11 protein-coding genes are annotated in these 13,887 nt (G+C 38.5%); 9 read left to right on the top strand and 2 right to left on the bottom strand.

All coding sequences use genetic code 11. From position 1 onward, the window contains the following. Position 1: 1 nt before the first annotated feature. The 3 genes from V0410_RS09670 to V0410_RS09660 all read left to right on the top strand — a co-directional run bounded on the left by V0410_RS09670 (position 2) and on the right by V0410_RS09660 (position 6,340). The gene (locus tag V0410_RS09670; RefSeq protein WP_330747306.1) at positions 2 to 1,462 is read left to right on the top strand and encodes a RagB/SusD family nutrient uptake outer membrane protein; all 1,461 of its coding nucleotides are present in this window, start codon (positions 2 to 4) and stop codon (positions 1,460 to 1,462) included. Positions 1,463 to 2,035: 573 nt separating this feature from the next. Next, positions 2,036 to 4,876, top strand: a complete 2,841-nt coding sequence (locus V0410_RS09665; RefSeq protein WP_330747305.1) for a SusC/RagA family TonB-linked outer membrane protein — start codon at positions 2,036 to 2,038, stop codon at positions 4,874 to 4,876. Positions 4,877 to 4,888: 12 nt separating this feature from the next. Continuing rightward, entirely contained in the window at positions 4,889 to 6,340 is a 1,452-nt protein-coding gene (locus V0410_RS09660; RefSeq protein WP_330747304.1) for a RagB/SusD family nutrient uptake outer membrane protein, read from the top strand. 81 nt (positions 6,341 to 6,421) lie between these two features. Here V0410_RS09660 and V0410_RS09655 read toward each other — a convergent pair whose 3' ends face one another. Further along, the gene (locus tag V0410_RS09655; protein ID WP_330747303.1) at positions 6,422 to 7,348 is read right to left on the bottom strand and encodes an AraC family transcriptional regulator; all 927 of its coding nucleotides are present in this window, start codon (positions 7,346 to 7,348) and stop codon (positions 6,422 to 6,424) included. A 182-nt stretch (positions 7,349 to 7,530) separates the two neighbouring features. Here V0410_RS09655 and V0410_RS09650 point away from each other — a divergent pair, with 182 nt between their 5' ends. From V0410_RS09650 to V0410_RS09640, 3 genes are all read left to right on the top strand, one after another. After that, positions 7,531 to 9,060: an aldehyde dehydrogenase family protein gene (locus V0410_RS09650; protein WP_330747302.1), complete on the top strand. Its 1,530-nt coding sequence runs from the start codon at positions 7,531 to 7,533 to the stop codon at positions 9,058 to 9,060. A 211-nt stretch (positions 9,061 to 9,271) separates the two neighbouring features. Then, positions 9,272 to 10,306: an alcohol dehydrogenase AdhP gene (gene adhP / locus V0410_RS09645; RefSeq protein WP_110010178.1), complete on the top strand. Its 1,035-nt coding sequence runs from the start codon at positions 9,272 to 9,274 to the stop codon at positions 10,304 to 10,306. Positions 10,307 to 10,393: 87 nt separating this feature from the next. Further along, positions 10,394 to 10,777, top strand: coding sequence for a DUF779 domain-containing protein (locus V0410_RS09640; protein WP_330747301.1), 384 nt, complete (start codon positions 10,394 to 10,396; stop codon positions 10,775 to 10,777). 17 nt (positions 10,778 to 10,794) lie between these two features. Here V0410_RS09640 and V0410_RS09635 read toward each other — a convergent pair whose 3' ends face one another. Then, positions 10,795 to 11,994 carry a dicarboxylate/amino acid:cation symporter gene (locus V0410_RS09635; protein ID WP_137905907.1) on the bottom strand — a complete coding sequence of 400 codons (1,200 nt, stop codon included), beginning with the start codon at positions 11,992 to 11,994 and terminating at the stop codon, positions 10,795 to 10,797. Between the two features lie 93 nt (positions 11,995 to 12,087). Here V0410_RS09635 and V0410_RS09630 point away from each other — a divergent pair, with 93 nt between their 5' ends. From V0410_RS09630 to V0410_RS09620, 3 genes are read left to right on the top strand one after another with little or no spacing between them, the layout of a single operon-like run. Next, positions 12,088 to 13,002, top strand: a complete 915-nt coding sequence (locus V0410_RS09630; protein ID WP_110010175.1) for a DnaJ C-terminal domain-containing protein — start codon at positions 12,088 to 12,090, stop codon at positions 13,000 to 13,002. A gap of 3 nt (positions 13,003 to 13,005) precedes the next feature. Next, positions 13,006 to 13,308, top strand: coding sequence for a chaperone modulator CbpM (locus V0410_RS09625; protein ID WP_079242769.1), 303 nt, complete (start codon positions 13,006 to 13,008; stop codon positions 13,306 to 13,308). Between the two features lie 37 nt (positions 13,309 to 13,345). Then, positions 13,346 to 13,879, top strand: coding sequence for a hypothetical protein (locus tag V0410_RS09620; RefSeq protein ID WP_330747298.1), 534 nt, complete (start codon positions 13,346 to 13,348; stop codon positions 13,877 to 13,879). Positions 13,880 to 13,887: the final 8 nt, after the last annotated feature.

Below are 13,887 nucleotides of genomic sequence, written 5' to 3'. Positions count from 1 at the left end.
TATGAAAAAGAATATAATAAAAATAAGTTTAGCTGCGTTAACCATCTTTGTTTCGTTAACGTCTTGCGACAGAAATTTAGATCAAATCTCATCAATCAATGAAGATCAGGAGCAGGCAATGACCAGACCTGAAACTTTCAGACAAGCTATGGATGGTGCCTATACAGCGCTTAAAGGAGCTGGGTATTATACGAGTGATACAGGAAACCAGCTTATCATGGGAGATCTTACTACTGATAATCTTGTTCGTACAACTACAGGTAGAAATACCAATCTGGCTGCTTCGAACTTCGAATTCTCATCAGATAATTCACAAACGACAGGATTGTATAGTGCTGCTTACCTTGTGATCAGCAGAACTAACTTCGTTTTGAAATATATCAATAACGGTGTATTATCCGGAACACAGAAAACGAATCTGGAAGCTGAAGCAAGAGCATTAAGAGCAATAGCTCATTTTGATATTGTAAGAGCGTATTCTAAGATCCCGACTCAATCTGCAGATGCAAAATCCAGTATCGGAATTTATTACGCTGAAAAATATGAGCCTCTCAACAATACAGGTTCCAGAAATTTAACTGTTGAGCAAGTGTATGATAAGATTATAGCTGATTTATTATTCGGTGCCGATAATATTACACAAAATGATGCCGATAAAGGAAGACTAAGTAAAGCTGCTATCTATGGTTTATTATCAAGAGTATACCTATACAAAGGAGACTATGCTAAGACTGTAGAATATGGAGAGCTGGCATTAGGACTTTCACCAGGCATTACTGAAAAGAAAAATTTTACTTCTCTGTGGAAAGAAGAAAATAATGCTAAGAATGTGGACGGAATTTTATTCCAGGTGTTAAATGCGGCATCAGAACAAAATACAGTAGGTGTTGCATATAATCAATCAGTTCCGGCCCTAAGATCTGAATTTGTTGTGGATTATGATCTGTATACCTCATATACAGATAATGATGTGAGAAAACCTGTTTATTTCACTACCAGTGTATACAGCAAACAAAATTATAATCATGTAACAAAATATTCAGGAAACGGAGGTCCTGCTAACATTGTTTCAATTAAATATTTAAGAGGAGCTGAAGTATTACTAAATGTGGCTGAAGCATATTACAGAACAGGTAATGGTGCACAGGCTCTTGTTTTACTCAACAAGTTAAGAGCTGAAAGATATAATACATTTACTCCTGGTACAGAAACAGGACAGGCACTTTTAGATGCTATCCTGAAAGAAAGAAGACTGGAGCTTGCATTTGAAAATGACAGATGGTATACACTGAAGAGATTAAACCTTGCCGTTCAGAGATCAGGTAAAGGAGATCTTTCTGATGGTACAGGTACCCCTGCAGTTGCACAGACTCTTGAAGCCGGAAGCTACAAATGGCAGTGGCCTATTCCTATCACTGCTATTCAGGCGAATCCGAACATTAAGCAGAATGATAAGTATTAATCATATTTGATTTTTGAGGAACCCTATTCTTATAGGAGTAAAATTGTATACTCGGAAATAATATATTTTAATATCAAAAGTAAAGGCATTTCATTATATGGAATGCTTTTATTTTTTTTGCCCCATCCTGAAATAAGTTGACAGTCAGTTCGCTTATGTTATGGAAGATCAGGAATTAAAAGTTGAAAAGCGAATGCAAAGAAATGGTGATATTGCTTTAAATAATGAATTATATCTCTATTATTTTGACCATTTTATTGCTATTTTTATGGATTTTACCAGTGGAAAACGGTATTTTACTTATTATAATTGATTTTTGTACTGATTTTTTTAGTTAATTGTTTGCACTAAAGCTAACCTTACTAAATTTTTAAAAACTTCTTAATATTGTGTTCATATTAAGTTGTTCTGGATTTTTTTTTCTTTTTTTCAAATCACTTCATGTTTGATTTTTTAAAATTGCTTTTTTAACGAAATTATTGCAGTTTAAGTTGTTGTTTGTCAGTTATTTAATGTTTGTTTCTGTTTGCGTTTATTAACATATTTGTCTATGGATATTAAAATGTGTTAAATATGAATGTTAAACTTTATGCATTAAGTGTAGGTGTTTTGTTCTTTTCGGGACATACGGTGTATGCACAGAAAACAAAAAATGATACCATCCGGAATGAAATCGAAGGAGTTATTGTAACAGGGTATCAAAAAAAGACCAAAGATGAAATTGCCCAGGCTCAATCTGTTATTACAGCTGATGAGTTAAAAACCCAAACTCCCGCAACTTCTATAGGTAATATGCTGCAGGGGCGTGCTTCTGGAGTATTTGTACAGGCTAAAAACGGACAACCGGGAGCTGCTGCTGAAATTAATATTCGTGGTATTGCAGGCTTTAGCGGAAGTTCAGAACCTTTATATGTCGTAGATGGAATTTATATGACAGCCAGACAATTCAGCGCAGTTAATGGAAATGATATCGAAAGCATGGTCGTGCTTAAAGATGCCGCAGCAACTGCCCAGTATGGCTCAAGAGGAGCAAATGGAGTGATTGTTGTCACTACAAAAAAGGGTAGAAGTGGCAGAACTCAGTATTCATTTGAAAGCAGGCTCGGATTTTCAGAAAAAATTTCTGATAAAGAACTTAATTTCGAAATGATGAATTCTGCCCAAAAACTGCAATATGAAAGGGAAATGAACGCACTCGGGCTTGGTGGGCTGCCGGTTTATACCCCTGCGGATGAAGAAGCTCTTCTGAAGCTAGACCATAACTGGCAAAAAGATATTTTAAGAACATCTTTTCTTCAGAGTTATCTGCTTTCTGCAAGAGGTGGAGGTGCTAAAAATAAATTCTACTACTCTCTCGGATATGATAAAGACGATGGTATTGTACGTGATATAAATGGTCTTGACAGATATACAGGAAGGTTTAATTTTGAAAATAACCTAAGTGACAGACTAAAAGTAGGGTTAGACCTGGGGGCTGCCTACCAGAATACTCAGAATATTCGCGACAGAAATAATACCCAAAGCCCGTTTGGTGCAATGTACAGGTACAATCCGTTTGAGCCGGTATATAATTCTGACGGATCCTACAATATAAAACTGAGAGCAGGATCAAATGTGGTTGAATCATTAAGAAATGTACCCGATATTGAACAACGATTAAGGGTATCCGGAAATATATTTGGAGAGTATAAATTCAATGACGGATTGTCCTACAGAATGTACTTTAATTCTTTATATGACAATCTGGTAAATACTACAAATGTTAAAAAAGGTTCACAATTAGATATTACTACCAACGGAGCCAACGGATTAGGCAAACTGACCAAATCAACATTCTACACATTCAATTATATTTATGGAAACCGGTTGGATTTCAGGAAACAGTTGAACGATCACTATGTGGGTGCAACAGGTATTGTAGAGTTTAGCAATGAATTTACAGAAGATATTACAGCAAGTGGTACCAACTATAAAAATCCCAATTCTGATGTACCTTCAAACACCACTCCGTCAGATAAAAATACCTTTACAGGAAGTAAGATAAGAAGTACCCTGTTTTCATTATTAGGTCTTTTTGAATATAATTATCAGAAGAAATACTTAGTCACAGCTTCTATTCGTCAGGACAAAAGCTCGAAATTCGGTGCCAATAGCAAATCAGGGGTTTTCTGGAGCAGCAGTGTAGCATGGAATATCGGTAAGGAAGATTTTCTCAGCCAAAGCTTTTTTAATGACCTTAAACTAAGGGCATCGTATGGGATTACCGGGAATGACAGAAATATACCCAATTATGCCAATATAGGATATGTGGCGTATGGAGATTACGGAACAGGAGGAACGATGATTCCCACAGATGTTATAGGGAATCCTGATATTAAATGGGAAACCAACAGAACAACCAATTTAGGATTTGATTTTGCATTTCTGAAAAGCAGATTCAGAGGTGCTGCTGAAGTATACCGCTCGGACCGTAAAGATTTTATCCAGCTCCTGCCTATGCCTTACGAATCGGGAAATTATTCTATCTACCAAAACCTTGGTAATATGCGTACTGAAGGAATTGAGACAGAATTTACCTTTGATGTCATCAAAAAGGAAAATATAAAACTCTCATTACGAGGCAACGCTTCCTGGCAAAGAGCTAAAATAATTTCTCTTGATGGCATAAATACACAGAGAAATTTAGGCGAAACCTCTTTAAAGGTAGGGGAAACACCTTATTTCTACAGGCTGGTAGAATATGCCGGAGTAAATTCTGCTGATGGAAAAGCACTGTACTATACAGACAGAACAACCCCGGATATAGGAGAAAATTTTTATTCAGTGAATGGAAGAACAGCCACAGATGTTTACAATGCCACTTTGGATAAAAAGGATATCACAGATAAAAGCCCGCTGCCAAAATTTTTTGGGGGATTCGGGCTAAGCCTTGAAGCGTATGGATTTGATCTTTCCGCAGACTTTTCTTTCAAAACAGGTGCGTATACCTATAATTATCAGTCACAAATGTTGCAGAATCCTTCCAACAGAAAAAATAATATGAGTGTAGATGCATTTAATTACTGGAAAAATCCCGGAGATACCGATGTACTGCCAAAACCGACGACTTTAGGACTGAGAGCATCTGATCAGTTTCTGGAAAAATCAGATTATCTGAGATTCCGGACCTTGATGATTGGCTATACTTTCAGTAAAAAAAGTCTGGGCAATGAAGTTCCGCTCAACTCATTAAGAATATATGTGCAGGCTCAGAATTTATTAACGTGGACCAGTTTTAAAGGAGATCCGGAGGTAGCAGTAGGGTCAGGAGAGAGTCAGCTGCAGGCTGGTCAAACCTATGTGGCAGGATCATTTGCACAATTTGGTTATCCGGCTGTCAGACAGTTTATGTTCGGTATTCAGGTAGATTTTTAAAATGTAAAAAAAATGAAAAAGTTAATTATATCGGGATTATTCCTTTCTCTCTTAACTGCAGCTTCTTGCGAAAGAGATTTGGATCAGTATTCAAGTAAAAATACATTGTCTGATCAGGCATTTCAAACCTCTTCGGATTACAGATTGGCATTAGACGGAATCTATGATGCTATGAAAGAAACAGGCTATTTCTCAGGCGATAGTGGGAACCAGAATATTATGGCAGATATCACATCTGATAATTTAATTCAGAGCCCTTCAGGCAGATTATCCAATAACAGAGCCTGGATTTTAGAATTTGGTGCCGACGATGGTCAGACTACAGCTCTGTATAGCGCAGCATACCAGGCAATTTCGAGAGCTAATTTTGTTTTGGAAAATCTGGGTAAAGGAATTCTTTCCCCCGCTGATGCCTTGAAAGTTGAGGCAGAAGCAAGAGCCCTAAGAGGAATTATTCATTTTGATCTTGTAAGAGCATATTGCAAAATACCTACTCAGTCTGCGGATGCCAACAGCTCTTTAGGAATAGCATATATGACAACTACCTCCAATAGTCCGGTAACGAGAGATCTGACCGTAGCTCAGGTTTATGATAAAATTATAGGAGATCTGGAGTTTGCAAGAATCAATATTCCTCAGACAAATGACACTGCTGCACCATTTACGAAAGGCAGGCTTAATAAAGCTGCAATAGATGGTTTACTCTCAAGAGTGTATCTTTACAGAGGAGATAATACAAAAGCGCTTCAGACAGCGGAAGAATCGATTGCTCTTTCACCAAGTGTAGGGTCAATTGATAACTTCCCGTCAGTCTGGAACAATACCAATCAGGACGGAACTTTGCTTGAAATACTGAATTCTGATGCAGAAAAGGTTACAGTGGGTGTTTCATATAATCAGATTGTGGGAGGTGCTATCAAATCTGAATTTGTAGTTTATAAAAATTTTTATGATATGTATACCTCTAAAGATATCAGAAAAAGTACCTATTTCCAGGTAAGTTCCTATTCAGGCCAAAGCTATATAAATGTTATAAAATATAATACCAGAGGATCTTTACCAAATGTTGTGAATTACAAATACCTCAGAACGGCAGAAGTTTACCTTAACGGTGCTGAAGCAGCTTATACCTCTAATCCTGCCCGAGCTCTTGCATTGCTTAATATTCTTAGAAAATCAAGGTATTCTGATTATACCCCTCTAAACCTTACAGGGATAGCGTTGTGGAATGAAATTCAGAAAGAAAGAAGATTGGAACTCATGGGAGAAGATGACAGATGGTACACCCTCAAGAGATTAGGACTTGGTTTGACGAGACCTGCTCTGGGCGCCTTAAGTACAGGAGGAGGAGCTCCTGCTCCCACACTTACCCTGCCTTCTTCAAGCTACAAATGGCAATGGCCGATTCCATTGGCAGCAATTAATATTAATTCTTCTATTCAGCAAAATGAAGGTTATAAATAAGGATCTATGGTAGTTCGCTGATCAAAAATTGACGGGACTGTACTTTTGCGGACAGTCTCGTTTTTTTACATATTTACCATTTTATTTAGGAAATATTATTTTATCCTGATAACTTTTCGGAGTTACTCCTTCCAGTTGTTTAAATACTCTTGTAAAATAGTTGGTATCTGAAAATCCCGTCTGAAAAGCGGTTTCTTTGATGCTGGTCCGGCTTGCCAGCAATTCCTTCGCTTTGCTGATTCTTTCCTGCAAAATGAAATCATTGGGAGATGTTCCCAACTCATCTTTGAACATTTTAAAGAAATTCGACTTACTTACATAAGCCAGCTTGGCAATACTGTCAATAGATAATTTCTGATGCAGGTTTCTTTTAATATAATCCACCGCAAAACCTATCCTGGATTTATTTTTTACAATATTCTTTTCCACCATTCCCCTTGCCTGAGTCTGCATCAGCCTTATCAGAAGTTCTTTCAATGCAAAATCAGCCATGATATCCTTTTGAGAATTATCGTCCATGGCAATTCTCATAATATTGTTGGTGGCAGAAGCAAGCGCTTTATTATTAAACAGAAAATACTCATCAAGCTGAATATTCCAATGAGAAGTTTCATCTGCTTTGGGAAGATGGTAATTCAGATAGTTGAGAGAATCTTCAATAAAATCAGGATTAAGGCTTAAAGAAATACATTGGGTAGGAGTTTCATCCGCTTCAGGAAAATCAATCACCATTGTTTCTCCCGGAGCTACCAGAATGCTTTCTCCCGGATAATAATCAAAGTAACCGGTCTTATTATCCAGTTTCATATGTTTTTTACCCCTCAGCATTGCCGTAAATGCAATGTTTTCAAAATGAAGTTTTACATCAAAAGCGGCCTTATGAGTCTCATAAATGCTGAACTCACAATTGTTTAGATTGAATTTCGTCTGGTTTTCAACAAGACTCAATAGTTGGCTCTCCTTTCGTAATTCAGGAGTGTTTAATAAAATCTTACTATTGTTATTCATTTCTAAATTTTTTTGAAAAAGAGGTAACTCAAATATAGAAAATTTGAGTGTACGTTGCTGTTAATAAAATACTAAAATTGAACCTCTTGCACTATTTTCCACTTTTTTTATACGATTGTGCTATACTCTTTCTGGCTTCTCAGTGTAATTTGGCGTTATCGAAAAATAAAAACAATACTAATATGAGCACTATTACAGAACCAAGATCAACAACGCTTTTACAGCGCCCGGAGTTTAAAAACAGATACGATAACTATATTGACGGGAAATTCACACCACCCGTTAAAGGACAATATTTTGACGTGGTTTCCCCGGTAGATGGCAAAAACTTTACTCAGGTAGCACACTCATCCAAAGAAGACCTGGAACTGGCTGTAGATGCAGCTGAAAAAGCATTTCAGACATGGAAAAATACTTCTTCTACAGAAAGAAGCATCATCCTGAACAAAATTGCAGACAGGATGGAACAGAATCTGGAATACCTTGCTACAGTAGAAACAATAGATAACGGAAAGGCTGTAAGAGAAACGCTGGCAGCAGATTTACCTTTAGCTATAGATCATTTCAGATACTTTGCGTCTGTGATCCGCGCAGAAGAAGGATCTCATAACGAACTGGACAAAGACACCGTTTCCTTAATTGTTCACGAACCTCTTGGAGTAATTGCACAGATCATCCCATGGAATTTCCCGATCCTGATGGCTGTATGGAAGCTGGCTCCGGCATTGGCTGCAGGAAACTGTGTTGTTTTAAAGCCTGCAGAAAGCACTCCTGTTTCCATTATGGTATTAATGGAGCTTATTGGTGACCTTTTACCGGCAGGAGTTATTAATATTGTCAACGGATTCGGAGCAGAACTTGGAAGAGCGCTCGTTACCAATCCGAAAGTAGCCAAAGCAGCATTTACTGGTTCTACCGCTACCGGACGACTGGTAATGCAATACGCTACAGAAAATATTATTCCGGTAACGTTGGAATTGGGAGGAAAGTCACCGAACGTTTTCTTCAATTCTGTAATGGACGCAGATGATGAGTTTTTAGACAAAGCTATAGAGGGAGCTGTTCTTTTCGCCCTTAACCAGGGAGAAATCTGTACATGTCCTTCAAGGCTGCTGGTTCAGGAAGGAATTGCAGATGCCTTTATCGAAAGAGTGATCGAAAGGGTAAAAGCCATTAAAGTAGGAAATCCACTGGATAAAACCGTAATGATGGGAGCCCAGGCTTCGCAGATCCAGAAAGATAAAATCCTTTCCTATATCCAGCTGGGAATAGATGAAGGAGCAGAAGTATTGGTGGGTGGAGATGTCAATCACCTGGGAGAAGATCTTGAAGACGGCTACTACATTCAGCCGACTATTTTCAAAGGAAATAATAAAATGAGAATTTTCCAGGAAGAAATTTTCGGGCCTGTGCTGGCATTTACCACTTTCAAAGATGAAGAAGAAGCCGTGAAAATTGCTAATGATACCATCTACGGACTGGGAGCAGGTGTATGGACCAGAGATGCCCACCAGCTGTACAATATTCCAAGACAGATTGAAGCAGGTAGAGTATGGGTAAACCAATATCACTCTTATCCGGCAGGAGCACCTTTCGGAGGTTACAAACAATCAGGAATAGGAAGAGAGAATCATAAAATGATGCTCGACCATTACCGACAAACCAAAAACATGCTGATTTCCTATAACAAGAATAAGCTAGGTTTCTTTTAATATTATTATTTAGGACGTGCCCGATTGCCTTGGCTTTATCCAGGGCAAAACGGTCGGGCTATCCAGGGCTGCACTTCGTTTCGGTGCTCCATTGCATTGCGCACCGGCTCGTTCCTCGCCGCCCTTCCTATCCCTCACGCAGGGAAATTACCTGTTCAGAAGCAGAGATAAAAACTGATAACGTGAAATAACTCAATCCAAAAAAGAAAATATGATTCCAAAAACAATGAAAGCGGCGGTAGTTCAGGGCTATGGCCAACCTTTGAAAATAGAAGAAGTACCTGTAAGAGAACCCGGAAGATATGAAGTGCTTGTTAAAGTCATCGCCTGTGGAGTCTGTCATACAGATTTACATGCTGTGGATGGCGACTGGCCTGCCAAACCTAAGATGCCGCTCATCCCCGGACACGAAGGAGTAGGGATCGTGGTAGCCTGCGGACCGGAAGCTTTTGTGAAAGAAGGAGATGCGGTAGGAGTTCCATGGCTGTACAGTGCTTGCGGATGCTGCGATTATTGCATTACAGGATGGGAGACTCTTTGTGAAGCACAGAAAAACGGAGGATATAGTGTAGATGGCGGATTTGCAGAATACGTCATTGCAGACTCAAGATATGTGGGACATTTGAAATCTGATGTTAACTTTTTGGAAATTGCCCCAATTTTATGTGCCGGAGTCACAGTTTACAAAGGATTAAAAGAAACAGAAACAAAACCCGGCGAATGGGTAGCCATTTCAGGAATCGGTGGACTGGGACATGTAGCGGTTCAATATGCAAAAGCTATGGGAATGCATGTTGCTGCTATTGATGTAGCAGATGATAAGCTTGAACTGGCGAAAAAATTAGGTGCAGACCTTGTAGTCAATGCAAAAAACACAGATCCTGGAGAATATTTGCATAAAGAAGTCGGCGGAATGCACGGCGCATTGATTACTGCGGTTTCACCTATCGCTTTCAAACAGGGAATAGATGTACTGAGAAGAAAAGGTACCATTGCTCTGAATGGCCTGCCTCCCGGCTCTTTTGAACTCCCTATTTTTGAAACGGTTTTGAAGAGGATCACCGTGAGAGGTTCTATTGTAGGAACCAGAAAAGATCTGCAGGAAGCATTGGATTTTGCCAATGAAGGACTGGTAAAAGCCACCGTTACTCCTGCAAAACTGGAAGATATCAATGATGTATTCGATAAAATGAAAAAAGGACAGATTGACGGCAGAATCGTTCTGGATATTGCCGGCTCAAATTAATTTGATGATGTATAGATGATCCCGGTTAATTTATTATACCGGGATCTTTTGTCAATTAAAGGTTTGCATTAAATCAAAATAAAAACAATGGAAACAAAAAGATCAAGACTTTCCGCTACGGAGCAGGCGCTTGAAGTGATTCACAGGCTGGAAGATCAATACGGCCCCCTGATGTTTTACCAGGCAGGAGGATGTTGTGAGGGAACTCAGCCGCAATGTTTTGAAAAAGGAGGTTTCTTTCCCAGAATGAATGATGCTATGATCGGAACCATCAACGGACATGAGTTCTGGATAGACCGCGATTTGTTTGAATACTGGAAATATTCACATTTTACCCTCGATGTTACAGAAGGTTTCGGACCTGGTGGGTTTTCACTGGAAACTCCTTTGGGAAAAACGTTTAAAGTTCATTACAGGCTTTTCACTCCTGAAGAATATGAAAACCTGGAACCGGTAAAACGCAGTGAATAGTGTTTTTAACAAAAAAGTCAGACCTTGACAAACCGGTTGACAAACATAGCCGCCACGATATCTCCTACAGCGTTTAGAACGGTAGCCAACGGATCTACCAATGTCCCGATGATCATCACCGCAGGAATTGCTTCCTGGGGTAGTTTATAAACAGAAATCATCAGCATTTCCCCAATATACCCGCCGTTAGGAATTCCACCCGCTACAATACTCACAAAAACAGTAATCCCCAAAGCTAAAAGCAGATTGGCAGGATCAAAAAAATCTTTTCCAATAATTAAAAAGGCCACATAAATCTTGATAATCGAAGACATTGAAGACCCGTTTTTATGCAGTGTCGTTCCAATAGGAATTACCAGATTGGCAATAGAATTCGGAATCCCGATTTTGGAAGCCGCCTGTAAATTAGCAGGCATTGTTGCAAAACTGCTGCAAGTGCTTATAGCGGTTAAAGTAGGGTAGATCGCATTGGTCCAGAAACTTTTCACTCCATTTTGTCCATTCGCCATGAATGCATAGATAGAAAAGAACACGAGGAAATAAATAACTCCTGCAATATAATATAACCCTAAAGGTTTAGCATAAAATCCAAAAAGCTGTGGCCCCAAAGTAGCTACCTGATAAGCAAAATAGGCTCCCAAACCAATAGGTGCCAGTTTCATCACCAACAAAAGAAGCTCTTTCATGACTTCATATCCTGAAGCGATAAACACTCTGAAAGGCTGTCCTTTTTCTCCTGTTTTTCTGGCTGCAAACCCTGTCAGGAAAGCAAATACCAGAAGAGCCAGCATATTCCTTCTTGAAAAAAGCTCTGTAAATTCTCCCACGGTAAAGAAACTTACAATTCTGTTACCCCATGTATCCTCATTGGCTGCTTCAGAAATAATCTCAGAACTTCCAGAGACCCCTGAAACTGGAAAAAGATAGACCGCACAAATTGTGAAAACAGCTGCTGTGAGAATAAAAAATAAGAAAGTAAGAGCCATTACAAGGATGATCTTTCCAAATTTAGACTGCTGCTCCAGAGAGGCAATAGAATTGGATACCGCAAAAAATACTAAAGGAACCACACTCACAAAAAGAAGATTCAGAAAAATATCTCCCAAAGGTTTAATGTATTCCACAAAACCGGGTGCAACAATTCCTATGATGCTTCCAACAATGATTCCTAAAAGTAAAAATATGATTCCGGAGTAGTTTTTCAATACATCTTTCATGTATGGCTTTTTATCAAAGATAGGTTTATTTTTAACATTCTGTTATACAATTTTCAGACCTAAAATTCATAAATTTGAGTAAACCTCATTTCTATGGCTTATATAGATTATTATAAAATTTTAGGCGTAGATAAAAACGCAACACAGGATGATATCAAAAAAGCCTACCGAAAATTGGCTAGAAAACATCATCCCGATCTTAATCCCGGAGACAAAGAAGCAGAAAAGAAATTCAAGGAACTGAATGAAGCGAACGAAGTCCTGAGTAATCCGGAAAACAGATCAAAATATGACAAGTACGGAGAACACTGGAAGCACGGCGAAGAATACGAAAAAGCCCAGCAGCAACAGCAAAGACAGTATCAACAACAAAGTTATAACGGAGGTTATTCCGGTGCAGACTTTGGTGGAGGTGAAGATTTCTCAGATTTCTTCCAGGATATGTTTGGCGGTGCAGGCGGTGGATTTGGCAGAAGTTCCAGAGGAAGAGCTTCCGGAAAGTTCAAAGGGCAGGATATTCATGCTGAACTGAACTTAAATTTAAGGGACGCCGCAACTACTCATCCGCAAACTTTTGAAATCAATGGTAAAAAAGTAAGAATCACGATTCCTGCAGGAGTATATGACGGGCAGCAGATCAAGTTAAAAGGACACGGGAATCCCGGAGTAAACGGAGGGCCTAATGGAGATTTATACATTACCTTCAATATTCCGGCTGATCCGGATTTTGAAAGAATCGGTGATGATCTGAAAACCAAAGTCACTATTGATCTGTATACAGCCGTTCTGGGCGGAGAAGTAAAAGTACATACGCTCCATGGAAGTGTAAACCTTAAAGTAAAACCGGAAACCCAAACCGGAATGACGGTAAGACTCAAAGGAAAAGGTTTCCCTGTCTATAAAAAAGAAGGAGAACACGGTGATCTTTTTGTAACCTATGAAGTGAAACTGCCAACCAACCTTACCGAAAAGCAGAAAGAACTTTTTGAACAACTAAAAAATTCCTAAGCTATGAGTGAAAGAATATCACGGGAAGAACTCGTAAAAATCTATAATATAGAAATTACTTTTTTTGATGAGCTTGTAGATTACGGGCTGCTGAATATTCAGATTGAAAACAATATTCATTATCTGATGTATGAAGATCTGCCTGACCTGGAAAAATTTGCCAACTGGCATTATGATCTTGAAATTAACCTGCCCGGCCTGGAAGTGATTCATAATATGCTGAAAAAACTGGATGCGCTGAACCGCAGAAACAGAGAATTGATGAACAAACTTTCTGCAATAAGTGATCAATATGAAGATATTTAGTTTAGTTTTGTAGCTTTTTAAAGCAAATTTTATAATTATGAATGAAGAAAAGGTGATTACACTAAAACCGGACAGGAAAATTTTTGAAGATATTTATTTTAGCGGTAATCAGGGAAGTCTGCTTTTTTCACCCACTACAAAAAGTAAAACGATTGCCACCATTACAGCAGCAGTAGTTGTTTTCATCGTTTTTCTTTTCAAAGATCTTTTGAGTAAAGAAAGTGTTGGGATTTTATACTTTTTAAGCTTTATATTTTTGCTTTGTGCTGTTTTTTTATCCGTAGGCGTTAATAAAGTTTCAAGATGGAAAAAACAGGTGAATCATTATTTAAGCGGGCTTGAAAGATGTAAAGTATATGAGATCAGGTTGGATAAGAACTTTTTCATCGTCAATATTGATGGCGAAAAAGAAACCAGCGAATGGAAAGATTTTGAATATTTTGACAGCACTCATGAATTTATTTCTCTGGAAGGAAAATACAGCTATATGTTTCCCAGAAAATCAATGAATGAGAAAGAATACAGCTTTCTAAAGAATACATTGAAAGAGAAAGTTAAAACCGATCAATAAAACAAAAA

The organism is Chryseobacterium sp. CP-77 (assembly GCF_036362765.1).
GTDB lineage: Bacteria > Bacteroidota > Bacteroidia > Flavobacteriales > Weeksellaceae > Chryseobacterium > Chryseobacterium cupriresistens.
The sequence above is the reverse complement of the archived record's forward strand: the minus strand, read 5'-3'. Positions and strand labels throughout refer to the sequence as shown.

What these genes read in the sequence shown, in the direction of transcription:
- adhP (WP_110010178.1), top strand. Translation starts at nt 9,272, where the DNA reads ATGATTCCAAAAACAATGAAAGCGGCGGTAGTTCAGGGCTATGGCCAA.
- V0410_RS09625 (WP_079242769.1), top strand. Translation starts at nt 13,006, where the DNA reads ATGAGTGAAAGAATATCACGGGAAGAACTCGTAAAAATCTATAATATA.
- V0410_RS09650 (WP_330747302.1), top strand. Translation starts at nt 7,531, where the DNA reads ATGAGCACTATTACAGAACCAAGATCAACAACGCTTTTACAGCGCCCG.
- V0410_RS09660 (WP_330747304.1), top strand. Translation starts at nt 4,889, where the DNA reads ATGAAAAAGTTAATTATATCGGGATTATTCCTTTCTCTCTTAACTGCA.
- V0410_RS09640 (WP_330747301.1), top strand. Translation starts at nt 10,394, where the DNA reads ATGGAAACAAAAAGATCAAGACTTTCCGCTACGGAGCAGGCGCTTGAA.
- V0410_RS09665 (WP_330747305.1), top strand. Translation starts at nt 2,036, where the DNA reads ATGAATGTTAAACTTTATGCATTAAGTGTAGGTGTTTTGTTCTTTTCG.
- V0410_RS09655 (WP_330747303.1), bottom strand. Translation starts at nt 7,348, where the DNA reads ATGAATAACAATAGTAAGATTTTATTAAACACTCCTGAATTACGAAAG.
- V0410_RS09670 (WP_330747306.1), top strand. Translation starts at nt 2, where the DNA reads ATGAAAAAGAATATAATAAAAATAAGTTTAGCTGCGTTAACCATCTTT.
- V0410_RS09620 (WP_330747298.1), top strand. Translation starts at nt 13,346, where the DNA reads ATGAATGAAGAAAAGGTGATTACACTAAAACCGGACAGGAAAATTTTT.
- V0410_RS09630 (WP_110010175.1), top strand. Translation starts at nt 12,088, where the DNA reads ATGGCTTATATAGATTATTATAAAATTTTAGGCGTAGATAAAAACGCA.
- V0410_RS09635 (WP_137905907.1), bottom strand. Translation starts at nt 11,994, where the DNA reads ATGAAAGATGTATTGAAAAACTACTCCGGAATCATATTTTTACTTTTA.